The sequence below is a fragment of the Corallococcus sp. AB018 genome (assembly GCF_003986945.1).
Classification (GTDB): domain Bacteria; phylum Myxococcota; class Myxococcia; order Myxococcales; family Myxococcaceae; genus Corallococcus; species Corallococcus exiguus.
In genome coordinates this window covers 18,034-41,919 of sequence record NZ_RAWR01000075.1, presented here as the reverse complement: position 1 = coordinate 41,919, position 23,886 = coordinate 18,034, and the positions used below count along the sequence as shown (strand labels likewise).

Here is a 23,886-nt window from a genome sequence, read left to right as displayed (position 1 = left end):
CGCGGGTGCTACAGGGGTGTTGTCCGGGGCGCTCTCGCTGTGGACGGCGCGGCGCAGGGCCTCCTCCAGGTCGCGGGCGGTGGGGCCCACGGTGGTGAGCATCTGGTTGGCGGCGCGGGCGTGGCGGTTCTCCGACTCCGCGGCGAGCTTGAGCTGGGCCAGGCCCTCGGACACGAGGCGGCGGGCGTCCTCCAGCTTCTGGCGCGCCTGGTAGAAGGCCACGTCGGTGAGCATGGACTGGAGGCTGCGGCGCTGCTCCTCGGTGATGCCGGAGAGCTTCTCCGCGCGGCGCAGATAATAGAGGCCGCGCTCCACCTTGGCGGGCTCGCCGGACGCGATGCGCGGGCGGGCCAGGGTCTCCAGGAGGGGGAAGAGGGCGCGGTCCAGGTCGTCGCGGTCGGTGAACTTCTGCTGCGTCAGCAGGGTGACGTCCTGGCCCTCCAGGGGGAGGGGGGCGTAGGCGTCCGCGAGGCGCGGGTCCCCGGGGCGGTAGGCGGCGGCGCCGGTGGGCAGGGCGCGGCCCTTCATCACCACCAGCTCGCCGTTCTCCTGCAGGACGGTGAAGGTGCGGGCGTTGAGCTGGCCCAGGAGGAAGACGACGCCGCCACCCAGGCCCAGGATGACGAGGAAGACGACGAGCCGGGTGAAGGTGCGGCGGGCCCGGTAGCCGAATCCCTGCGGTGAATGGGTGGTCATGTCGCCTGCTCTCCGGTCGGACGGGCTTGGGCCCGTGGGGGTCGAAACCTGAAATTGGGTCTTCTGGGACTCCAACGCTACGATTACCGCCCTGTCGGGATCATCATTTGCAATCCACCTTTCGTCGCATGGGGCCCAGCGAGCTGCTGCCCCGCTACATCTTCGCGGAGAGCCTGTTCGCGCGCCGGCGCGTGCTCGAGGTCGACGCCGTGGCGTCCACGGGCGGCGAGAGCGCGCGCTTCCTGGTGGAGCGGGGCGCGCGCACCGTGGTGGCGTGCGACGCGGACGTGTCCGCGGTGGAGGCGGCGCAGAAGGCCCATGCGCACCCGCAGCTGCGCTTCCGCGCCAACGTCTATGACGACCTGGAGGCGGGAAGCTTCGACCTGGTGCTGGTGACGGACCTGGCGCCCTACGTGCGCGCGCCGGAGCTGTTGGCGGAGCTGGCGCGGCTGGTGGCCCGGCAGGGCTTCCTGGTGGGCGGCCTGCGCAACATCGCGGGGCTGGCGCTGCCTCAGTTGCTGGAGCCGGAAGAGACGGTGCCGCCCACGTACGGGCAGCTGCTGGACGCGCTGACGGCGCACTTCCCCCATGTAGAGGTGGCCACGCAGTCGCCGGTGCTGGGCTACCAGCTGGCGTTCGAGCGGGGCGACGGGTTGCAGGTGGACGGCTCGCTCGTGCGGCACAGCGAGGCGGCGTACTTCGTGGTGATGGCGGGCCTGGAGCCGACGCGGGTGGTGGACCCCACGTGGGTGCAGCTGCCGCCGGAGCCGCTGGCCTTCACGCGCGGCAAGCTGGACGAGGTCGCGGCCCGGGCGAAGACGTGGGAGGAGCGGGCAGGGCGGCTGAAGGAAGCGGTGTCGAAGCTTCGCGCGGAGATTGGAGACCGCGAGGCGGAGGTCGTGTCGCTCAAGCCGGCGCTGGAGGGCGCCCGGCAGGACATGGCGCGGCTGACCGCGCAGCTGGAGCAGGCTCGGGGCACGGTGGAGTCCGCGCGCGAGCGGGACGACCTGAGCAGCCGGCTGCGGCGCCGTGAGCTGGAGTTGCAGGTCGCGACGGAGCGGATCGCCGATGCGGACCGGCGGCTGACGGCGCAGCGCCTGGAGGTGGAGGCGGCGCAGCGTGCGCAGGCGGACGCGGGCGTGCAGGCGCTTGCCGCGCAGGAGACTCTGCGGCTGGAGCGGGCGCGGCGCGAGGAGACGGCGGCGACGCTGGATGAGTCTCGCGAGCGGCTGACGCAGGCGTACACGGAGCTGCGCGACCTGCAGGATGAGCTGGGCTCGCTGCGCATCGACCGGGAGCGGGACCGGCTGGCGGCGGAGCGCGCGCAGGACGGCGCGGAGGACAAGCGCCGGCAGGCGGAGGCGGCTCGCGAGCGGGAGCTGCGCATCGCGGAGCAGTATTCGACGGCGCTCGCGGCGGTGGAGCACCTGAAGGCGGAGCTGGCGCGCGCGCAGGAGTCGGCGCGGACGGCGGGCGACGCGGTTCCGGTGAAGGACGCGGAGCTGGCGCGAGCGCGCCGGGAGCTCGCCGAGGCCCAGCAGCGGATGCACTCCGCCGAAGGGGCGCGCAAGGACGCGGAGGCGCGGCTCTCCGAGCGCGAGGCGTTGCAGCGCGGTCTGGAGACGGAGCTCACCAGCGCGCGTGAGGCGGAAGGCCGGCTGCGGCAGGAGCTGGAGGGCCGCGCTCAGTCGGAGTCAGCGGCTCGGGCGCTGGCGGCGCGGTTGGAGGAGGAGCTTCACGCGGCCGGGCTGCGCCTGGAGTCTCTGGAGGCGGAGCAGAAGCGGGTCGAGTCCGCGCAGCACGTCGCGGGGCAGCGGCTGGTGGCGGCGGAGACGGAGCGCGTCCGTGTGGAAGCCGCGCTCGTCCAGGCCATCGACGCGGAGCGGGCCCAGGCGCAGGCAAGGCTGGAGGAGGCGCTGGCCCAGGCCCGTGCCGAGGCCGACGAGCGGGTGACGAACGCGCTGGCCGCCGCGCATTCCGACGCGGATTCGCGGCAGGAGCGCGCGCTGGCGGAGGCCCGCGAGCAGGAGGAGGCTCGGCTCGCGCAGGCGTTGGAGGAGGAACGGGCTTTCGCGGAGCTCGCGCTGGAGGAGGCCCGTGAGCAGGCGGAGGCCCGGCTCGAGAAGGCGTTGGCGGAGGCCCGGTCCGACGCGGAGGCCCGGCTCGCTCGGGAGTTGGAGGAGGCCCGGTCCGACGCGGATGCCCGTGTCGAGCGTGCGGCGGCGGATGCTCGCGAGGCGGCTCAGGCGCTGGAGGCGAACCGGTCTGATGCGGATACCCGTGTCGAGCGTGCGCTGGCGGATGCTCGCGAGGCGGCTCAGGCGCTGGAGGCAGCTCGGGCCGATGCGGATGCCCGTGTCGAACGCGCGGTGGCGGAGGCGGCTCAGGCGCTGGATGCGGCTCGGGCGGATGCGGAGGCCCGTGTCGAGCGGGCTCTGGCCGACGCGGACGCTCGGGTGGCGAAGGTGCTCGCGGACGCCGCCGTTGAACGGGCCGCGGCCCTGGCGGAAGCGGAGAGCCGCCGCGAGCAGGCGCTCACCGAAGTCCGTGCCACGGCCTCGGCTCAGCGGAGCCGGCAACTGGCGGATGTCGAGGCACGGACAGCGCAGGCCCTCGCGGAAGCGCGTGCCGAGGCGGAGGCCGAACGGGCCCAGGCGCTGGCCGAAGCCCGCGCCGAGTCCGAGGCCGAACGGGTCCGGCAGTTGGAAGAAGCTGAAGTCCGCGCGGCGCGGATGCTCGTGGAGGTGCGTGCCGAAGCCGAGGCGCTCCTGGCCCGTCGGCTGGAAGAGGCCGAAGCCCGCTCGGCCACCGCGCTCACCGACGCCCGCGCCGTGTCGAGCGGCCAGACGGAGCAGGTGCTCGCCGACGTGCGCGCCGAGGCGGAGGCCCGGCTCACGGCGGCGGAGGCGCGTGCCGCGGAGGCACTCGATGCCGCGGTCGAACAGGCCCGTTCCGAAGCCCGGGACACCCTGGCCCGTGAAGTGTGGGACCACGGGGTCCGGCTCGCGGAGTCGAACCAGGCGCGCGAGACCGCCGAGGCGAAGAACACGGAGCTGGAGGCAACGCTCCGCTCGTTGCGGCAGGAGTTGACCGACTCGGAAGCCCTGGCCGCGCTCATCCAGGAGGACCTGGCTCGGGAGCAGAAGGCCCGGGCCTCGGTGCAGGCGGAGCTTGATGCGGCTCGCGAGTCCCTGACCCACGAGCAGGAGCGGGGGGCTCGCTGGGAGGCGTTGCTCGCCGATACCCAGGCGCAGCTGCTGTCGGAGCGCGAGCAGCAGGCCCGCGCGCAGGTGGCACTCGCGAACCTTCAGGAGTCGCTCGACGCGGAGCGGGCCCTTCGCTCCCGACTGGAGGGTTCCGAGTCCTCGTGGAACGAGGCGCAGAGCGCACTGGAATCGGACCGGCTGCGGCTGGATGCCGCGCTGGGCGTGGCGCGCACGGTTTTGGAGGAGGAGCGCGCGCAGCGGGCCCGGTTGGAGGCGTCGTTCGCCCAGCTCCAGCAGAGCTCCGCTTCGGCGCTGGACGAGGAGCGCGCCCGGGCTGAAGCCTCGCGGATTTCGGCACAGGAGGCTCGGGGCCAGCTCGAAACGGACCTGTCGGCGGCGCGTGCCGCGCGGCTGTCCACCGAGGCTGCCTTCGAGCAGACGCGCCAGACCCTTTCAGAGGTCCAGGCCTCCTTCGCCGAAGCGCAGCGCACGAACGAAGATCTGCGGCAGTCGCACGCGGCGTCGGCGGACGAGGCGCGTGGATACGCCCGGGAGCTGGAAGAGGCCCGTGCCGCGCTGACGGAGGCGAAGCAATCGCAGGCGGCCCTGGATGCGACGGTGCGTGAGCTGCGCGCGGAGCTCACCGAGGCGCGGCGGTCCGAGGTGGAGGCGCTGTCCTCGCTCGATGATGCGCGTACGCAGGAGGTTCGCGACCGCGAGTCGCGCGCGACGGATGAGGCTGCGCTGCGCTCGGAGCTGGAGACCCTGCGCGCGGAGGCCTCGGCTCAGCGCGAGCGCCTGGCCGAAGCGGAGCAGGCGCGGGCATCCGTCCAGACCCGGCTCGCGGAAGTCGAAGCCCGCCGCGCCGAACTGGAAGCGTCGCTGTCGGACACCGAGTCCCGTTTCGCTGAAGAGGCCGCCCGTCTCCCCGCGATGCAGCAGGCCCTCACGGAGGCCGAGGCCCGCCTCGCGACCGAGACCGCGCAAGGGGCCGTGCTGGAGCAGTCGCTCGCGGAGGCCGAAGCCCGCCATTCCGCCGCGTCTTCGCAAGGGGCCGCGCTGGAGCAGTCGCTCGCGGAGGCAGAGGCCCGCCATGCCGCGGATGCCGCGCGTCTGACTGCGCTGGAGCAGGCCCTGGCTGAGGCGGAGTCCCGGCAGACCACGGAGACCGAGCGCCATGCATCGTTGGCGCGGAGGCTCGCGGAGGCCGAGGCCCGGCTTGCCACGGAGTCCACGCGGCGCTCCGAGCTGGAAGCGGCGCTTTCAGAGGCGGAGGCCCGACAGGCCGCGGAGTCCACGCGGCGTGCTGAGCTGGAAGCGGCGCTCGCGGAGACGGAGGCCCGGCAGGCTGCTGAATCCACGCGGCGCTCCGAGCTGGAAGCGGCGCTCGCGGAGGCGGAGTCCCGGCAGGCCACGGAGTCCACGCGGCGTGCTGAACTCGAAGCATCGCTCTTGGAGGTCGACGTCCGGCAGGCCGCGGAGTCCACCCGCCGTTCCGAACTGGAAGCATCCATCGCCACGGCGGAGTCCACGATTGCCGCCGAGACCGCTCGCCGCTCCGAGCTGGAAGCCTCGTTGAAGGACGCGGAGGCCCGCCTCGCCACCCTGGAGCAGTCCCTGGCGGACGCGGAGAATCGCGCCTCTTCCGAGACGTCGCGCCGCGTCGGACTGGAAGCCTCTCTGACGGAGGTGGAGTTCCGGCTCGCCGCGGAGACCTCGAACCTCAGCGCGTTGGAGGATTCACTCGCGCAGGCGGAGACCCGTCTCGCGGAGGGCTCGCAGTCGCAGGACGCGGCACGCGAGTCCGAAGCCCGGGCCGCACGTCTCACGGAGTCCCTGACCGCTCGCGAACAGGAACTGCGCGAAGCCAGCGCCTTGCGGGTCTCCATGGAGGCGCAGCTGGAAGGCGCGCTCTCGCGGACCGAGCGGCAGCAGCAGGACCTGGACGAACTGCGCGAGCAGCTGGGGCTGAAGGAGCAGGAGCTGACGGCCCTGCGCGCGGAGACGGCCCGCTTGGGCGCCGCGCACCAGGAGTTGATGCGCCTGGGCTCCGAACTGCAACGGGCGCACGCCGCGCTGCATGAGCGGAGCCAGCAAGTCGGCCGGCTGGAAGCGGAGTTGGTGGACGCCAGCGACCGGCTCGCCGCCACGCGCGAGCACGCGGAAGTGCTCGTGGTGCAGCTCGAAACCGCGCGCCGCTTCGCGGGCAAGGCCACGAACCTGGAGTCCTCGCTGGAAGGTCTGCGCGAGGAACTGGCAACCGCTCGCGCGGACGCGGCCCGGCTCACGGAGACCGTCCAGACCGGGAACGAGCGCACCGCCACCCTGGAAGCACAGCTCGCGGACCTCACCACTCGCGCGGAGCAGGAGCGGACCGACCTGGAAGCCCGTCTCGCGGAAGCCACCTCTCAGGCCGGCACGGAGCAGGCTGAGCTGGAGCTTCGCCTGACCGAAGCGCTCACCAGCGCGGGCACGGACAAGGCCACGCTGGAGCTGCGCCTCAACGAAGCGCTCGCGCGAGCCGGCCTGGAGAAGGCCGAACTGGAGACGCGGCTCAACGAACTCCTCGCGAACGCCGGGACCGAGAAGGCCGAACTGGAGACGCGGCTCAACGAACTCCTCGCGACATCCGGGACGGAGAAGGCCGAACTCGAAACACGCCTCGCCGAAACGCTCGCCCAGGCCGCCACGGAGAAGGCCGAACTGGAAGTGCGGCTCGCGGAAGCCACCGCCCAGGCCGGCACGGAGCGGTCGGAGCTCGAAGTCCGTCTCGCCGAACTCACGGAGCAGGCCCGCGAAGAGAAGGCCTCCATCGAGGCACAGCTCGCGGACGCCACCGCCCGGACCGCCGCGGAACGGGCCGAACTCGAAGCCCGCATCGCGGACCTCACCGCTCAATCCGACTCCGCGAACGCGGAGCGCGACGCCCGTCTCTCGGAAGCCCAGGCTCGCGCCTCGACGGAACAGGCCGAACTCGAAGCCCGCCTCGCCCAATCCGCCGAACAGACCCGCGAATCGCTCGCCGCCATGGAGTCCCGGCTCGCCACGGCGCTCGAGGACGCGCGGACCGAACAGGCCGCGCTGGAGTCCCGCGTCGCCGCCCTGACCCAGGCCGCCGCCGATGCTGAAGCCCATGCCCGCCGCGCGGACACCGAGCGCACCGCCATGGCCTCCGAACGCGAGCGCCTCCAGTCGGACCTGACGGTCGCCCGCGCCGCCCGCGTCCGCCTGGAGGGCCGGACCAACTCCCTGGAGACCACCGCCGCGGATGCCGCGCGCCTCCTGGACACCGAGCGCGCTGAACGCGACCAGCTCTCCACCCGGATCCGCGAACAGCAGGCCCGGCTGGACGCGCTGGAGACCGAACGACAGACCCTGCTCCAGGCCCTGGAGGAATCGAAGTCCGCCGCCGCACCGCCTCCGGAGGACGTGCTGGAGATGGCCGCGGAGATGGAGGTCCTCCAGGCCCACGTGGAGAAGATGCAGGACCAGCTCGCCGCCCGGGAGGCCGAACTGGCCGAGCTGCGCCGCGCCAGTGCCCCCGCCGCTCCCGGAGCCTCGCGCCGGGCCATGCCTGCCCTGGACGTTCCCACCGCGCCCAAGAAGGTCGGCGAGCGCGAATAAACGCGGGCGTCTACACTTCCCCCCGTGGACGCAAGCGAACGCATCTTCAAGTACCACGGCCTGGGCAACGACTTCGTCGTCCTGGACCGGCGCCGCACGGGCCTGGACATCGACGCGGAGCAGTCCCGCTGGCTGTGCGACCGGCGCCGGGGCATTGGCGCGGACGGGGTGCTCGCCATCCTCCCGTCGTCCCGCGGCCTTGCCCGCATGGTCGTCCACAACGCCGACGGCAGCATCGCGGAGATGTGCGGCAACGGCCTGCGCTGTGCGGTGAAGTATCTGGTGGACCACTCCGGCAAGCACCCCGCGCTCATCGACGTGGAGACCGGGGCCGGCGTGCTCACCTGCGAGCCCGGCTACGGCGATGGCGGCGTCGTCGGCGTGGACATCTCCATGGGCCCGGCCCGGCTGGTGGCCGCGAACCTGCCCTCCGGGACGACCGGCCAGCCTTTCGTGAGCGCCCCCGTGCCCGGGCATGAAGGCCTGCTCGGCACCGCGGTGAACATGGGCAACCCGCACCTGGTGCTCCTGGACCAGCCCCTGGAAGCCGCCGAGCGCCTGGGCCCCGGCCTGGAGCGGCACCCCGCCTTCCCGGACCGCACCAACGTGGAGTTCGTCCGCGTGGACGAGGACGGCCTCACCGTCGTCGTCTGGGAGCGCGGCTGCGGCCTCACCCAGGCCTGTGGGACGGGGGCGTGTGCGTCCGCCGTGGCGGCCGTGCTGGCGAAGCGCCTGCCCTCGAATGCCTGGCTGCGCGTCACCCTGCCGGGCGGAGACCTGAGAATCCGCGTTCCGGACGACCTGTCCGACATCCGGCTCCGAGGCCCCGTGGCCTTCGTCTTCGAAGGCGTTGTCGTGCTTCCAAGGGCCCGATAGCCTTCGGTTTTCCTCCCTTCGCCCCCCGAGCGCCGTGGCCGGTCCCATCCTCGTCGTCGACGACGACCTGTTCTTCCGACAACTCGCCGCGGACCTGCTGTCGCGCCGGGGGCACCGCGTGGTGGCGGTGGAGAACGCCACCCTGGCCCTGGCAGAGGTGGCCCGGGCGACGTTTGACCTGGTGCTCACCGACGTGGTGATGCCCGGCGTGGACGGCTTCTCGCTCACCGCGCGCCTGCGCGAACGCGACCCCGAGCAGGAGGTCATCCTCGTCAGCACGCGCGATGACGTGCAGGGCTCGGAGGTCGCGCTGCGCCTGGGCGTGGCGGACTGCCTGGTCAAGCCCGTGGAGGAGTCGGACCTGCTGCTCGCGGTGGACCGCGCCATGGAGCGCGCCCAGCTGCGCCACGAGCGCGCCCGGCTCCAGGACGAGAACCTGGAGTTCGCCCGCTTCCACAACCTCCAGCAGCGCTGCCTGGAGCTGCTCTCCCATCCGGACCTGGAATGGCTCCAGGAGCGCGTCATCGCGGACCTGGGCGCGGTGTGCGACGCGCAGAGCGCCGCGCTGTGGGTGGTGGACGACCGGGGAGACCTGGCGCTGCGCTCCTACCGGGGCCTGCTCGACAAGCAGTTCCTGCCGGAGAAGATGAGCCCGGAGGGGCCGCTGTCCCTGCGCCTGCGCGAAGCCGCTCCGTGGCTCGCGCGCGATGAGCGCTCTCCGGTGCTGTACGTGCCGCTGGTGGCCGCCGGGGAGGTGATGGGACTGGCGCAGCTGTCCGACCCGCTCACCGGCGACTTCCGCGTGGAGCACACGCGCGACGCGAAGGTGCTGGCGGACTTCGCCGCGGTGGGCGTGAAGAACGGCCGCAAGCTGATGGCGCTCCAGCGCCTGGGCCTGCGCGACCGCGACACCGCCGCGTACAACCTCAGCTACTTCACCGACTACGCGTCCAAGGAGATCTACAAGGCGCGCAGGTACGGGCGCACGTTCTCGCTGCTGACCTTCAGCATCGACAACCTGCCGCTGGTGCGCGTGCGGTTGGGCGCGCAGGACGCGAAGAAGGCCGTGCGCGGCATCATCAAGGCGCTCAGTAAAATCATCCGCGACTCGGACGTCATCGCGAAGGCGAGCGACCAGGAGTTCTACCTCCTCCTTCCGGAGACGGACTTCTTCGGCGCGATGATGTTCGTGCGCCGCGCCGTCGCCGCCGTGCGCGACGAGCCGGACGTGCAGGATGTGGAGCAGCGCCTGCCGCTGGCGCTCGTGGGTGGCGCCAGCACCTTCCCCAAGGACGGCGAGGACTTCGACGAGCTGGTGCACCGCTGCCGCCGCCGCATGGACGAGCGCCGCGCGTCGCTCCAGCGCCGGCTGATGCTGGACGGGCTGCCGTTCTGGGACGAGGTGGACCTGCTGCTGGGCACGCCCAACAGCCCGCGCCTGCCCACGGATGACCGCGCGGAGCCCAGCCGCCGGGGCAAGGTGGCGGACGTGCTCTTCGACGAGCTCCAGGTGGAGATCGCCCGGGAGCTGGTGCGCGACCCGGGCTCGCGCGGGTTGCTCTACGTGGGCGGCCCGGAGATCCGCGCGGATCTGCCGCTGGCGGTGGGACTGGAGCAGGCGCCGCCGGACCTGTCGTCTCGCATCTACCTGTTGGGCCGCCGCGTGGACCTGGAGTCGCACGCGGCGCTCACGCCGGTGTTCCTGGAAGGGGACGAACGGGTGGCGCGCCACGAGTTCATCCTCTGGCTGTCGGAGAGTGCGTCGTACGCGCTCATCCAGCGGCGCGGGCGGGGCGCGACGTGGGGGTTCCACACCTCGGACACCGCGGTGGTGGACGGGCTCATCTCCAAGCTGCAGGCCGAATACGACCTGCAGCCCTACTGACGTCACGAAGCGGAGCAAGCGACCTTGGCCACGGTGCGGAAGATCCTCATCGCCGACCCCGACCTCGACTCGGTGCGCGCCCTGTCGCGGGCGCTGCGCACGAAGGGCTATCAGGTGCACTACGCGCCGGATGGCTCGCGGGCGCTGGAGGTCGCGGTGCTCCGGCACCCGGACCTGACGCTCTTCGACGAGGCGTGCCGGCTCCTGGACGCGCGCACGTTCGTTCAAATCCTGCGCACCAACCCGCGCACGGAAGACATCCCGGTGGTGCTCACCACGTCCAGCCTGGACTCGGACCGGGCGCGGGGCATGCGGGACGGCACGCTGCGCAAGCCCTTCAACCTGGACGAAGTGCTCAGCCGCATCGAGCACATCTTCCGGCGCAACGAAGCGGCCAAGGACCTCAAGAGCGAGCAGCAGGAAATCGAAGGCTCGCTCAGCCAGCTCAGCATCCCGGACCTCATGCAGATCCTGGGCATGAACAAGCGCAACGGGAAGCTGTCGCTGGAGCGCGGCGCGGAGCGCGGGGAGATCACCGTCTCCGACGGCCGCACGGTGAACGCGCGGCTCGGGAGGGTGGAAGGGGAGAAGGCGCTGTTCCGGCTCCTGTCGTGGACGGAGGGCAACTTCACCTTCACGCCCGGCACCAGCGCCGCGCGCCCGCGCATCAACCGCGCGATGGACGACGCGCTGCTGGAAGGCATGCGTCAGTCGGACGAGGTGAACCGCCTGTTGCCGGGCCTGCCGCCGCGCCACACGCGGCTGATGCTGGCACCGGAGGTGGACCTGTCCGAGGAGCAGCACCCGGTGACGGCGCAGGTGATGGAACTGCTCCGTCAGCCGCGAGCGCTGGGCGAGGTGCTGGACCTGGCGCCCGCCACGGACATGGAGGTCCTGGGCGTGCTGTCCACGCTGCTCCAGAAGGGCATGGCGCGCCCCACGGAGAGCGAAGGCCAGAACCTGGGCGCGAGCGACCTCATCGGCGCGGCGGAGGTGCACGCGCTGCGTGGGCGCCTGCTGCGCACGAGGACGCTGGCGAAGGTGGCGACGGCGAAGGTCTTCGTCTGTGGCAGCGGTTCATCCGCGGCACGCCGCATCCTGGCGCGGGTGCCGGGGCTGGAGGCGATGTCGGCGGACCCCACCGCTGTGAAGAGCGGCTTCGGGACGCTGGGGCGTCTGGAGCTGAGCGACGTGCTGAACGTGGACTTCTGCGTGCTGCCGCCCGCGGAGGCCGCGCGCCCGCTGTGGCGTCCGTTCAGCGCGGGGTCCATTGGCGCGCTGTTGATGGACAACTCGGAGCCGGCGGTGCGGCTGGCGCACTACCTTGCTTGGGAGGTCCGCATCCCCATCGTGGTGGTGGGCACGGAGGTGCCGGCGCCGTTGCAGGGCGCTCCGGCCGGAGTGATTGCTCCCGGTGAAGACCTCACGGAGGCCCTGCGCGCCATGCTGGTCCAGGCGCTCAACCCCGCGCCCACGCTGCCCGGTGTCACGCAGGTGCAGCGCGCTTCCGTGACGCCTCAGTGAGCGCTCAGGTCCGGCGCTCCAGGTACATGGGGAGCGCGCCCTTCGGCCGCAACGTCAGGTGTGAATCCGGCTCCAACGTGAAGCCGGGCGCTGCGCGCAGGCGGTAGCGCTGGGCCACGGTGGCCAGCACGAGCTGCGCCTCCATCATCGCGAAGCTGTTGCCGATGCACTGCCTGGGCCCGCCGCTGAAGGGGAAGTACGCGAAGCGGTGGCGCTTCGCCGCGGCCTCGGGGGCGAAGCGCTCTGGACGGAACGCGTCTGGCTCCTCCCAGAAGTCCGGATGGCGCTGCGTGACGTAGGGGCTCACGTCCACCGACGTCCCCTTCGGGATGCGGAAGCCGCCAATGACGTCGTCCTCCTCCACGCTGCGGCTGAAGATGACCGCCGCCGGGTACAGCCGCATCGTCTCCTCCACCACCTGCTTCGTGTACCCGAGCCTCGGCACGTCCTCCACCGTGGGCGCGCGTCCTCCCAGCACCGCGTCCAGCTCCGCGTGCAGCCGGGCCTCCACCTCCGGGTGCTTCGACAGCAGTCCCCACACCCAGCTCAGCGACGTGGCCGTTGTCTCGTGTCCGGCGAGGAGCATCGTCATCACCTCGCTCCCCAACTGCTCGTCCGTCATGCCCTCGCCCGTGTCCTCGTCGCGCGCGAGCATCAGCATGGAGAGCAGGTCGCCCGTGTCGTCGCCGCGCTGACGCCGCGTGGCGATGATGCCCCGCACGGTCCCCAGCAGCGTGGCGCGCGCGTCGCGGAAGGCGCGGTCGTAGCGGGTGGGCAGCACGGGCGGCAGCATGCGGAAGGTGCGGAAGCGCTCGGCGATCTGCTGGCTCAGCTCGGTGAAGGCCTCGCCCACCCGTTCGGTCTGGTCCTCCACGGACGTGCCGAAGAGGGCCTCCCCGACGATGGCCAGCGTCAGCCGCATCATCTCCTCGTTGATGCCCACGGGTGTCCCGTTCGCGGCGGCTGTCTCCCAGCGCTGGAGCAGTCCCTGTGTCTGCTTCACCATTCCGGCGGCCATGCCCGCGATGCGCTGTCGATGAAAGGCGGGCTGCGCGAGCCGCCGCTGCCGGAGCCAGAAGTCCCCCGTGCTCGTGAGCAGGCCGTTGCCGGTGATCCACCGGCCCATGCGGTACGTGAGGTGGTCCTTCGTGTAGTTCTTCACGTGGTCCTGCAACACGTGCTTCACGGCGTCCGGATGCGCGACCAGGTGCGAGCGCATGGGGCCCAGCCGGTAGCGCACCACGTCACCGTATTGGCGATGGAGCGTGCCCAGGCAGCCCAGGATGTCGCGGCGCACGTCGGGCAGGATGCCCATGATCAGGTGGCCCCGGGGACCCGGGGGCTGGCGGGTGACGGCGGCGGTGGCGGTGGTCATCGGACGCTTCCTCCTGAAGGGAGGTATCGCGCTCCCATGCCCCGCGTGCATGGTCCCGGGGCGCCAACGCATTGTCCGCGGGCGCCACCGCGCATTGCGAGGCGAGGGGACGTCAGGCCATGCTGGCCCGCCATGCGTCCCCAGACGCTCCAGTCCTCGCTGTTCCGCCCCCTGTTCCAGGTGGGCATGTCGCTGGGCATCGCCCGGGAGCGGCTGCTCGAAGCGGTGGGCGTGGACGAAGCCCTGCTCGCGAGGCCGGACGTGCGGCTTCCCTACGTGGCGCTCCAGCGCGTGTGGACCCTGCTCGTCGAGGTAGGCGGCTCCGAGCCGCTGGCCGTGCGGCTCGCGCAGGCGCTGGAGCCTACCCACGTAGGGCTCGTGGGCTACGTACTCGTCAACAGCCCCGACCTGCGCACGTCCCTCCAGCGCTATTGCCGCATCCACGCGCTGCTGGACCCGCGCACGACGTGGCGCGTCCTCCAACTGCCTGGGATGATGCGCGTGGAGCTGGAGTTGGACCCACAGGATGAATGGGCCTCGCGCATGAAGCACCCGGTGGAGGGGCTGCTCGTGGCGATGGTGGCCAGCGGCCGCGCGCTCAGCGGCGAGGACTGGCGCCCCACGCGCGTGTGCGTCACGCATCCGCGCCATGCGGCTTCGCCGGCCGTGGAGGAGTTTCTCGGCGTCGGCATCGAATACGGCGCGAGCGCCAATCTCGTGCAGGGCGACGAGGCCGCCGCGAACCTCCCCATCCGCCACGCGGACATCGAGCTGGGCAACCTGCTCCACGCCCGCGCGGAGGCGGAGCTGGCGCGGGTGGAGGCCCACGAGGTCCGCTCCTGGCGCGAGCGCGTGGAGGAGGTGCTCGCGGCCCAGCCTCGCACGGGGGACCTTGTCCCCGCGGACGTGGCGACGCGGCTCGCGGTGAGTGAGCGCACGCTCCAGCGCCGCCTGCGGGAAGAGGGCGTCACGTTCGCGGGCCTGGAGGACGCCGTGCGCCGCGACCGCGCCTTCCAGCTCCTGCGCGACGGACAGTTGCCCCACTTCGAGATCGCCTTCCTCCTGGGCTTCAGCGACCCCAGCGCCTTCACCCGCGCCTTCCGCCGCTGGAGCGGAACGACGCCGGGACAGTGGCAGGTGTCCCAGGCCGCGAAGCCGTGAAGGAGGCGGACGCCGGAATCCGCTCCCGGCGCGGAATGTTTTCCCCACAGGAGGGGAACACGGATGATCAAGACGCTGAGGGACGCGGAAGAGCTGGTGCGCACGCGCCACGTCATCACCGAGGTGCCCACCCACGGGCCCACGTCCCTCGTCGAACAGGTCATGGGCGGCAGGCCCACCGGCAGCTGGCGCGACCACGCGAAGGGGCGCCTCGCGTACCGGCTGGGGCGCATGTTGCGCGCGTCGAAGGACGTGCTCGCGGTGCGGCTGGTGGAGGGCAAGGTCGCCTTCGTGGACCCCACGCTCTGGCCCGCCGTCTACCGCGTCGCCATGGAGCCCGCGCGCCGCCGCCCGTCACTCCAGGGCCTGTCCCCGGACGCCCGCGCGCTGCTCTCCACCGTGGAGCGGGACAAGCGCGTCCCGTTGGACAAGGACGGCCCCTGGACCAAGGCGCGCGAGGCGCTGGAGGAACGGCTGCTGGTCCACTTCTCCGAAGCGCAGGATGAAGACGGCCGCCATGTCGCGGTGCTGCGCTCGTGGCGGGCCTGGGCTTCTCCCAACCTCAAGGCGGATGCGGCCCGGCTCTCCTACGAAGACGCCCAGGCGCGGCTGCGGGCGGCGTGCGACGGGGCACCCACGGGACTGGGGCCCTGGGTTTTCTAGACGTGCCGGGGCTTCAGGCCGCCTCGTCCAGGATCTCCAACGCGTCCCGGACACCCGGCAGCCGGGCGAGCAGCTCATACTCCGCGGGCTGGAGCATGGACACGCGGCGGCCCGCGACGCGCTCCATCCACAGCTCGATGCGGTGGTCTCCGTCCGGGTTGAGCTGGCGGGAGATGCGGGCGCGGCGGCCCTCCTTGTGACAGGCCAGGATGTCCTGCTGGAGGCTGCGGAGACGGCGGAACACCTTCAGCGCCATTCGACCCTCGGGGGTGTCGAACGTGTGGAAATGCCGGTTCCGCGACAGCGGCCGGCTGGGATCATGAAGCCTCTCCACGAGGCGGCGCACGAAAGGGTCCATCGACGGGGAAGGATAACATCCGGTACCCTGTCCCTCAGCGATGCCCCATCGATTTTTCCCCCGTCCCTGGACGCTCGTCCTGCTCCTGCCGCTTGCTTGCAAGGACCCAGAGACAGCGGCCGCGCAGAAACAGGCCGTACAGGTCCAGAACTCCCTGTCCCAGGGGCGTGAGGCGCTCACGAAGGGCCAGTACGCTCGCGCCATCTCCGAGCTGCAGAAGGCCGCCAACGCCGCGCCAGAGAGCGTGGAGCCGCTCCTCCTCCTGGCCAAGGCCCACCAGGGCGCCGGCAACCCGGGCGCGGCCATCCTCACGCTCAAGCAGGCGGAGGGCCTCATCCCGGGCACCGACCCCGTCATCCAGAAGCAGCTCTCGGACATGTACATGGGGGAGGGGCAGATTCCCCAGGCCATCTCCACGCTCGTGTCGCTGAGGGAGGAGGGCAAGCTGTCCAACGAGGACATCCTGTCCCTGGCCCGCCTCCAGGCGCGGCAGGGGAACCCGGACGCGGCCTTCACCACGCTGGAGCGCATCCTCCGGGAGAACCCGGACGACGCCCCGACGAAGACGGTGGAGGCCGAAATCCTGCTCATGAAGGGCGAGGAGCTGCTCGCGGCCAACCTGATGGACCGCGTGCTCCAGGGCTCGCCCAGCTTCACGCCCGCGCGGCTCTTGCGCGCGCGCTTCTTCCTGATGAGCGGCGTCAACGACATGGCGGAGGCGGACCTCCAGTCCGTGCCGCCCGAGGACGCGGACTCCACGGACGTGGTGGCGATGAAGGCCCGCGTGCTCATGGCGCTCGGGCGCCCGGCCGAGGCGGAAGGCGCGCTGCGCAAGCTGCTGGAGGACGACGCGGACAACGCGGAGGCCACCGCGTGGCTGGCGGAGATTGTCTGCGCCCAGGGCCGCGCGTCGGAGGCCCAGCAGCTGGTGGACCGCGCGCTGCACCTGCGCCCGCGCTTCGCCCGCGCGCTGTACGTGCGCGGCCGCGTGCTGGAGGAGCAGAGCGACGCGCGCGGGGCGGAGGACAGCTACCGCTTCGCCCTCAAGGCGGAGCCCGCCTTCCCGCCCGCGCTGTCGCGCATGTGGCGGCTGCACCTGAAGGCCGGCCGCAAGCCGGAGGCGCAGGAAGTGCTTGAGCGGCTGACGAGCCTGAACGAGGCGACCGTGGAGGAGAAGGCCGCGCTCGCGAACCTCTACGCCCAGTTCGAGACGCAGCTGCCGCGCGGCAAGAAGCTCATCGACGAGGCCCTGAAGCGCGAGCCGCACAACCCCGACTACCTGCGCATCCAGAAGGCCATCGACAAGGCGACGCCCAAGAAGAAGAAGGCGGGCCCGACGGGGCCCGTCATCATCCGCGGGCGGCGCTGACGGCGGGCGCGGAGGAGGGCAGCCCCTCCGCGTCCAAGACGACCTTCTCCAGCGCCTTGAGCCCCTTGCGCTGGCCCACCGCCACCACGAGCAGGTTCTCGCGGGTGAAGTAGCGCCGGGCCACCTCCCGCACCCGCGCGGCCGTCTGGCGGTCCACCTGATCCGCGCGGTGGCCGAACGTCTCCGGACGGCGGAACAGCTCCACGCCGCCGAACCACCCGGCCAGCTCTCCCGGCGAGTCCTGGGAGAACTCCAGCAGCATCCGGTGGCGGCGCTTGGCGCGGTTCAGCTCCTCCTCGCCCGCCTCCTTCTCGCAGAGCTCGGAGAGCACGCGCAGCGACTCCGCCACCACGAGCGACGCCTTCTCCGGCGCGCTGGCCGCCTCAATCTCGAAGAGGCTGAGGTCGTGGTACGTGTCCAGCCCCGCCTGCACCGAGTACGCGAGGCCGCGCTTCTCCACGATTTCGAAGGGCAGCCGCGACGACAGCCCGTCGTCCAAGAGGCGCCGCAGAATCTGGAGCGCGGGGAAGTCCTCGTGCTGCTCCGGGACGGCGCGGAAGGTGAGCTTGAACTCCGTCTGCGACTCGTCGTGGGAGACGAAGTGGAAGTGCGGACCGGGGCCCAGCGGCGGCGGCGCGCTCTCCGTGGTGGCGCTGCCCGTGGGCAGGTGGGCGAAGGCGCGCTCGGCCAGGGCCAGCACCTCCGAGTGCTTCACGCTGCCCGCGGCGGACACCACCAGGTTGCCGGCCACGTAGTGCCGGGCGAAGTGCTCCAGCACCTGGGCGTGGGTGAGGGCCTTCACGGACTCGGGGGTGCCGGCGATTTTCAGGGACAGCGGGTGGCCGGGGAACAGCAGGCGCTTGGACAGGTTGTCCAGATCGATGTCGCGCCCCTTGTCGTCCACCTCGTCGAGCATCTCCTCCAGGATGATCTGCCGCTCCACTTCCATGTCGGTGAGGCGGGGGCGGGTGAGCATGTCGCCGATGACGTCCAGGCCCACGCTCAGGTGCGACGGGTGCAGCGGGGTGTAGTAGTAGCCGTGGTCGCGGGTGGTGGCGCCGTTGAGGTTGCCGCCCACCTCCTCCACGGCCGCGTTCATCTTCACCGTGTCCGGCCAGGCCTCGCTTCCCCGGAAGAAGAGGTGCTCCAGGAAGTGGCTGACGCCGTTGTTCTCCACCGACTCATGCCGGCTGCCGGTCCTCACGTAGACGGCCAGCAGGGCGGTGTGCAGGTGGGGCGTCTCGACGGTGACGACGCGCAGCCCCGAGGGCAGCACGTCCCGGTACGGTGTAAAGCTCATGCGCGAGGAAGCCTTAACACGAAGGTCGTCCCCTGGCCGGGAATACTCTGGCAGGAGAGCGAGCCCCCGTGGGCCTGGAGGATCTGTTGGCTCACCGCGAGCCCCAGGCCCGTGCCGCCCTCCTTGGTGGTGAAGAAGGGCTCGAAGAGGTGGCGGCGGACCTCCTCCGTCATGCCGTTGCCGGTGTCGCGCACGGTGACCTCCACGTCCCCCTCCTTCGGGATGGTCGCCACGGTGAGCCGTCCCCCGGAGGGCATGGCCTCGCGGCTGTTGCGGAGCAGGTTGAGGAACACCTGCCGCAGCTGGCCCTGGTCCGCGAGCACGCGGGGGGTGCCGGGCGCGAAGTCCCGCACCACCTCCACGCCCGCGCGCACCAGTTCCTCGCGGGTGAAGTCGAGCACGCCGTCCAGCACCGCGATGATGTCCTCCGGCTCCAGGTCCGGCCGGGCGGGGCGGGCCATGCGCAGGTACTGCTCGGTGACGTCGGTGAGGCGGTCCACCTCATGGGTGACGGCGGAGAGCAGCTCGCGCGCCTCCGTGGCGGTGTCCTGCGAGTCGAATTGCGCGCTGTCCACCGCGTCCTGGAGCAGCTCCACGTTGAGGCCAATGGAGGACAGAGGGTTGCGCACCTCGTGCACGATTTGAGCGGAGATGCGGCCGACCGCGGCCAGCTGCTCCGCGCGCATCAGCGCCTCCGCCTGGGACTTGAGCTGCGCTTCGCGGGCCTGGAGCGAGCGGGCCATCTGGTCGAACTCGCGTGCGAGCAGCGCGACCTCGTCCGCGCCGCGCACACCCAGCTGGGCGGAATAGTCGCCCCGGCCGATGCGGGACACGCCTTCAATCAGGGTGCGCACCGGGCGCAGTGTGCGGGCGGACCACGCGGTGACGCCCACGCCCACGCCAATGGCCATGATGGACAGCGCGATGATGGTGAGGCCCGTCCTGCGCTCGCGCTCCTCCGCGCCGTCCACGCGCTCGCGGATGCGGTTGGTCAGCGTCGCGCGCAGCACGCGCAGCTCACGGCCGATGGCGCTCTCCAACTGGCGCAGCTCGGCGGTGGCGCGCGCCACCTCCTGGCTTTCAGGGGACTCGGACGCGAGCGAGGTAAATACGGCCTCCACCGCGTGGCCGTAGGCCTTGGAGTTGCGTGACAGCTCCGCGAAGCGCGAGTCCAGCTCCATCACGAAGGGCACCTCGCCTTCCGGGGCGAAGGTGAGCACCTCGCGGGCCTTGGCGCGGGCGGCCTCCAGGCGCTGGGCCATCTGGGGCGCGTAGTACAGGCTCGCCAGCCGGATGAGCGCGCGGCGCGTCTCCACGCTGTTCTGCTCCAGCACGCGCTCGGTGTCCTTCTCCTGGCTGGTCTGGAAGGTCTCCAGCGCGGCGGCGTCCTGGGACAGCTGGAGGTAGCCCTGGCTGACGAGCCGGATCTCCAACCGGTTGCGGTGCAGCTCCGCCACGCTGAACAGGGACACCGCCCCGAACGTCAGCAGCACCAGCGCGTAGCCCAGGAAGATGCGGGTGGCGAGCGAGAGCTTCATGGAGGAGGGGACAGGACATACGTCCTGGAGCGGTCGCATTACAGCGCAATCCCCACCGCGCCGCCTGCTTCCGGCCGCCTGGACTCCACCTCTCCGGGGAGGGGGGCTGGTAGCGTCCGCCGCATGGCTCCGCGCTTCGTCCGCTCCACGCTCCTCGCCGCCGCCCTGGCGTCCCTCACCCCCGCCTGCGGGGACAAGGAGGTCCGACCCTCCCTGGACCTGCTCACCGCCTCCTGCGCTGGTACCCAGCCGCTGGCCGGGGTGACGCACCTGCGCTTCCGCGTGACGGGCCCTGGCCTGGACACGCCCCGAGAGCGGGTGTCGACGGTGAACTGGACCTGGATGGAGGACGTGCCCACCCTTCCGCCTGGCCTCGAACGGGTGCTTGAGGTGCGGGCCTACGTGGGGGTACCGGATCAGGGCGGCCAGCTGGTCTCGCTGGGCCGCTCCGTGCCGTTCACCGTGTTGGACGGGGAGGATGAGCCGAATCCGCGGGTGCGTGTGGTCCTGCGGCGGCTGGGGGAGTTCGTGCCGGTGAACCTGGCGTCGGACCCGAGGACATGCTCGTTGCCGGCCGAAGCGCGCGCGGCGCACACGGCCACGACCCTGCCGGATGGACGGGTGTTGATCGCTGGAGGCTACAGGCCCGAGGCGAACGGGACGCGGCCCGTGTCGGCGACCACGGAGCTGTTCAACCCGGCGGAGGGCACGTTCATCCCCGGACCGGACGTGGGCGCGCGGGCCTTCCACACGGCGTCGCTGCTGCCGGACGGCCGCGTGTTCCTGGCGGGCGGCGTGGAGTCCTTCGCCCCGGTGGCGTTGCAGTCCACGGCACGCCTCCTTGACCCGACGACGGGCGCAAGGAGTGAGTTCACGCACAAGGTGGCGCGCTACCAGCACGCGGCGGCGGTGGATGCGGAAGGACACGTGGCGCTGGTGAGCGGACGCGCGGCGGACGGCAGCACGGCGAGCGAAATGGAAGGCTTCGACGCGACCACGGGGCTCTTCGTGTCTCCCGGCATGCAGGTCCACCGCACGGACGTCGCGCTGGCGGTAAGGCCGGACGGGATGAACATCCAGATCGTGGGAGGCGTTGATTCCCTGAAGAAGGCCGATACCGACGTGTCGGCCTTCAGGTTCAGCACCGACTCCTTCATGTTCCTGGCGGCAGGGACGGATCTCCGCGTCGGCAGGCAGGGCGCCGCCGTGGCGATGTTGGGCCGCGCGGACGAGTCTCCAGAGCTCCTGGTCATGGGCGGCTTCGACGGCGCGGATCCGGCGGAGGACGCGCGGCCCGTGGGCTCCTCCGAGTTCCTGGATGGGGTGATCTCCGTGCGTGAAGGCCCCGCGCTGATGCCCCGGAGCAACCCGTGCGCGGTGACGCTGCCGGACGGCCGCATCGTGGTGCTGGGCGGGCGGGGGACCTCCATCGGCACGACGTACGCCGTGCCGTGGGTGGAGTTGATCACCCCGCACGCGGGCGCGCAGCCCACCGTGCTGGGGCTGTCGCTGATGCCGCAGCCGCGCGTGTGGCACACGTGCTCCGCGCTGCCGGACGGCTCCGTGCTCGTGGTGGGTGGCGTGGACGACAGCACCGGGGAGATCCGCGCCAACACCGAAGCCCTGGTGGTGATGCCGCCGCCGCGCGACTGAAGCTGCTACGGTCCAGGTCCCATGAGGGACTGTCTACCTGTCCGGTTTGTTCTGGCCCTGGCGTTGCTCCTGACGACCGCGGAGGCCATCGCGCGTGAGCAGGAGGAACTCGCGATCCGCACGGTGCTGCTGTCGGAGCACCCGTCGGACTCCGCGCCCACCGTCTACGTGAAGGGGAAGGTGGCCACCGTCCTCCGCTTCGAGACGTCCGTGGACCCCGCGCGGACCCGCATGCTGGCATGGGAGGGCCGGTTCGAGCCGCTGCTGGTGGGCGGCCGCAAGGTGATTGTCGAACCCCTCCAGGACTTGCAGGAGGACGACGGGCTCCCTCTGCTGGTGACGCTCGCGAATGGCAAGGAGGTGCCGTTCCTCCTCAAGCCCGCGGGGGATGGGAGGCGGAGCAGGGTGGATCAACAGGTGAACGTGTTCGAGGACCCACGCGGCTACGACGCCATGTACTCGACGCTGATGGACTCACTCAAACAGCGGCGCGTCCTGGAGGAGGAGAACCAGCGCCTGCGGGCGGAGGAGCAGTCCGCGGATCATGCGCTCGCGACGCTCCTGGCCCAGGGGAAGCTCAAGCACACGCCTTTCACCCGTCGCCAGGGCTGGCGTCTCAAGGAGGAAGGGGCGGACATCCTGGTGGAGGTGCTCTCCAGCAAGACGCTTCCGAAGATGGCCGTGTTGTTCACGCTGACGAACCGTGATGCGAAGAAGTCCTGGCGGATGATGGAGGCCCGTCTGTCCACGGTTTCCGGCGGGAACTCACGTGCGTTCGCGCTGCGCATGCAGCAGGAGGAGATTCCGCCGGGCGCCATGGGCCGCATCGCGGTTGTCGCTGACGACAGCGCCTTCCAGTCACAGCAGGGCCTGGAGCAACTGGCGCTGGAGTTGCTCCGTGCGGATGGTCTGTCCCAGGCCTACCTCGTCCTGGAACAGCGTTTCATCCGGGAGTAGATCGACGCGACATGAACGCACCGCGCAAGTGGTCCCCGGTTGCCATCGTGCTGGTCTTGTCGCTGGGCTGCACCACGACCCGAGGGGGCGTGGGGCTTCGTTCGGACGGGACACCCAAACCCGAGGATTGTCCCGAGGACGCGCTGAACACGATGCGGATTCTGCGCCTGCGTGTAGGCGATGGGGCGAATGTAGCGCTCGACATCAACCAGGACGACGTCAGCCCCATCACGCTCTACGACGGTCCTGTGGAGAGCCTGTTGATCTCCAGTCTCGGGCCCCTTGAAACGACCACCCGTCTCTATGGACGGGTGTGGACCGGCGGCCCGCAGGTGGTCGTCCGGTACTACGAGGCGCATCCGCCCGACGGCGACAAGGTTCCCATCTGTGCCGTGGCGCGGCTCTCCAAGGGGCAATTGCGAAAGCGGCCCGACTCCAAGCCAGGAACGGCCATCCTGGAGTTCTCCTCGGCGGGCGTCGACATCGTCGAGTCCTATCGCTGAAACACGAAGGCCCCGCGTCCCGGTGAAGGGACAGCGGGGCCTTCTTGCTTCACGCCAGCGTACGGCTCAGGCGTTGGTCGGCGGGGCCTCGGAAGGCTTCGCCTCGCCCTCGGTGGTCGTCGGCTCGGTGGCGGCCGGGGCTTCCGTGGGCGTGGCTGCTGCCGCGGTGGCGCGGGCCTCCGCCTCGGCGCGGGAGCGGGCCTGCTCGTCGCTGCGCTGGTCGCTGGCGGCGACTTCGTCCGGCGTCAGCTCCGTGCGGTCCGCGAGCATGCCCGTCTTCTTCTCCAGGTCCTTGATGGCCCGGCGAAGCAGGTCGCGCTCCAGGAGCGTGCGGTTGAGGCGCTTCTCCAGCGCCTTGTACTTGTCCTTGCCCAGGTCGGCCTCGGACTTCGTCACCGACAGGATGCGCGCGTGCGTGTCGGCGCGGCCCTTGAGCCGGCGCACTTCCTTCTCCAGCTCCGCGGCGCGCGAACGGTCCTTGTTCGCCGCCTGCTCCAGCCGGTTCATCTTCTCGCGGTCCGCGTCGTTCAGCTCGCGGTAGCGGCGCACGGGCTCCGCCGGGGCCACGGGCGCGGGCGTCACGGACACCGCCGCGATCACCACGGGCTCGCTCGCGGGGGCGGCGATCTGATCCGCCGGAGCCGGCGCCTCGACGGAGGCAGGGACCGCGGCGGGCGCGGTCGTCTGCGCGGGGGCGGCGGCCGGGGCCTCACGGCGGCGGGGGCCATTGCGCGACTCGGTCTCCGCGCGCAGCCGGGAGTTCTCCGTCAGGGCCTGCGCCAGCTCCGCGCGGGTCTGCTCCAGCTGCATGCTGGCGTTGCGCTCCACCTCGGCCCGGGCCTTCACCAGGTCGTTCGAGCCCTTCTCGCCTTCCTTCTGCTCGAAGAGCTTCCGCTTGGTCTGCTTGAGCTGCTCCTTGACCTCCTGGAGCTGCGCGCGCTGCTCGTCCAGCTCCTTCTGCTTGCGCTGGACCTCCGATTCCGCCTTCGCGCGCGCCTTGCTCTCGGACTCCAGCTCGCCCCGGAACGACGGCGCGGAAGAGGAAGAGGAGAGCGAGGGACGGCCCGCGTTGGCACCAGCGCCGCTCTTGTCTCGGAAAAGCAGCAGACCGAGCGTCACTGCGAACCCGATCGATACGAGAATGAGTGCAAACAGCAAGGGAACGACCTCCACAGAAGGATGCAAAAAGCGGGGCAGC

Annotated in this window: 16 protein-coding genes; 10 read left to right on the top strand and 6 right to left on the bottom strand. The window is 71.4% G+C overall.

Annotated features, from left to right (window positions below; translation table 11 throughout):
* On the bottom strand, positions 1 to 696 hold a 696-nt coding region (locus tag D7Y11_RS17545; RefSeq protein WP_126934252.1), incomplete at its 3' end, for an IF-2 protein.
* A 128-nt stretch (positions 697 to 824) separates the two neighbouring features.
* On the opposite strand from D7Y11_RS17545, the gene D7Y11_RS17540 reads away from it, so the two are divergent.
* The 4 genes from D7Y11_RS17540 to D7Y11_RS17525 are packed head-to-tail and all read left to right on the top strand — an operon-like array spanning position 825 to position 11,811.
* A complete protein-coding gene (locus tag D7Y11_RS17540; RefSeq protein ID WP_126934251.1) occupies positions 825 to 7,526 on the top strand; it encodes a methyltransferase domain-containing protein in 6,702 nt (2,233 codons plus the stop codon).
* A 24-nt stretch (positions 7,527 to 7,550) separates the two neighbouring features.
* Entirely contained in the window at positions 7,551 to 8,402 is an 852-nt protein-coding gene (gene dapF, locus D7Y11_RS17535; protein ID WP_126934250.1) for a diaminopimelate epimerase, read from the top strand.
* 34 nt (positions 8,403 to 8,436) lie between these two features.
* Complete coding sequence (locus D7Y11_RS17530) at positions 8,437 to 10,287, top strand: response regulator (RefSeq protein WP_126934249.1); 1,851 nt, start codon at positions 8,437 to 8,439, stop codon at positions 10,285 to 10,287.
* A 24-nt stretch (positions 10,288 to 10,311) separates the two neighbouring features.
* Positions 10,312 to 11,811, top strand: a complete 1,500-nt coding sequence (locus tag D7Y11_RS17525) for a DUF4388 domain-containing protein (RefSeq protein ID WP_120575997.1) — start codon at positions 10,312 to 10,314, stop codon at positions 11,809 to 11,811.
* 4 nt (positions 11,812 to 11,815) lie between these two features.
* Here the strand turns inward: D7Y11_RS17525 and D7Y11_RS17520 are convergent, their stop codons facing one another.
* Positions 11,816 to 13,186, bottom strand: a complete 1,371-nt coding sequence (locus D7Y11_RS17520) for a cytochrome P450 (RefSeq protein ID WP_126934248.1) — start codon at positions 13,184 to 13,186, stop codon at positions 11,816 to 11,818.
* A 132-nt stretch (positions 13,187 to 13,318) separates the two neighbouring features.
* Between D7Y11_RS17520 and D7Y11_RS17515 the strand changes: the two genes are divergently transcribed.
* Positions 13,319 to 14,347, top strand: coding sequence for an AraC family transcriptional regulator (locus D7Y11_RS17515; RefSeq protein ID WP_158627582.1), 1,029 nt, complete (start codon positions 13,319 to 13,321; stop codon positions 14,345 to 14,347).
* Positions 14,348 to 14,410: 63 nt separating this feature from the next.
* Positions 14,411 to 15,010: an RNA methyltransferase gene (locus D7Y11_RS17510; protein ID WP_126934246.1), complete on the top strand. Its 600-nt coding sequence runs from the start codon at positions 14,411 to 14,413 to the stop codon at positions 15,008 to 15,010.
* Positions 15,011 to 15,023: 13 nt separating this feature from the next.
* On the opposite strand, the gene D7Y11_RS17505 is transcribed toward D7Y11_RS17510, so the two are convergent.
* The gene (locus D7Y11_RS17505; RefSeq protein WP_233591618.1) at positions 15,024 to 15,266 is read right to left on the bottom strand and encodes a hypothetical protein; all 243 of its coding nucleotides are present in this window, start codon (positions 15,264 to 15,266) and stop codon (positions 15,024 to 15,026) included.
* 142 nt (positions 15,267 to 15,408) lie between these two features.
* Here D7Y11_RS17505 and D7Y11_RS17500 point away from each other — a divergent pair, with 142 nt between their 5' ends.
* A complete protein-coding gene (locus D7Y11_RS17500; RefSeq protein WP_121755018.1) occupies positions 15,409 to 16,737 on the top strand; it encodes a tetratricopeptide repeat protein in 1,329 nt (442 codons plus the stop codon).
* Here the strand turns inward: D7Y11_RS17500 and D7Y11_RS17495 are convergent.
* Both D7Y11_RS17495 and D7Y11_RS17490 read right to left on the bottom strand, forming a co-directional pair.
* The gene (locus tag D7Y11_RS17495) at positions 16,718 to 18,037 is read right to left on the bottom strand and encodes a pitrilysin family protein (RefSeq protein WP_120594864.1); all 1,320 of its coding nucleotides are present in this window, start codon (positions 18,035 to 18,037) and stop codon (positions 16,718 to 16,720) included. The genes D7Y11_RS17500 and D7Y11_RS17495 overlap by 20 nt on opposite strands.
* A complete protein-coding gene (locus D7Y11_RS17490) occupies positions 18,034 to 19,575 on the bottom strand; it encodes a HAMP domain-containing sensor histidine kinase (protein WP_120594863.1) in 1,542 nt (513 codons plus the stop codon). The genes D7Y11_RS17495 and D7Y11_RS17490 overlap by 4 nt, the downstream gene beginning before the upstream one ends.
* 123 nt (positions 19,576 to 19,698) lie before the next feature.
* Here D7Y11_RS17490 and D7Y11_RS17485 point away from each other — a divergent pair, with 123 nt between their 5' ends.
* From D7Y11_RS17485 to D7Y11_RS17475, 3 genes are all read left to right on the top strand, one after another.
* Positions 19,699 to 21,228 carry a hypothetical protein gene (locus tag D7Y11_RS17485; RefSeq protein ID WP_126934245.1) on the top strand — a complete coding sequence of 510 codons (1,530 nt, stop codon included), beginning with the start codon at positions 19,699 to 19,701 and terminating at the stop codon, positions 21,226 to 21,228.
* A gap of 63 nt (positions 21,229 to 21,291) precedes the next feature.
* Positions 21,292 to 22,185, top strand: a complete 894-nt coding sequence (locus D7Y11_RS17480) for a DUF2381 family protein (RefSeq protein WP_233605175.1) — start codon at positions 21,292 to 21,294, stop codon at positions 22,183 to 22,185.
* Positions 22,186 to 22,196: 11 nt separating this feature from the next.
* Complete coding sequence (locus D7Y11_RS17475) at positions 22,197 to 22,688, top strand: serine/threonine protein kinase (RefSeq protein ID WP_121755022.1); 492 nt, start codon at positions 22,197 to 22,199, stop codon at positions 22,686 to 22,688.
* Positions 22,689 to 22,754: 66 nt separating this feature from the next.
* Here the strand turns inward: D7Y11_RS17475 and D7Y11_RS17470 are convergent, their stop codons facing one another.
* Positions 22,755 to 23,846, bottom strand: a complete 1,092-nt coding sequence (locus D7Y11_RS17470) for a cell envelope biogenesis protein TolA (RefSeq protein ID WP_120575989.1) — start codon at positions 23,844 to 23,846, stop codon at positions 22,755 to 22,757.
* Positions 23,847 to 23,886: the final 40 nt, after the last annotated feature.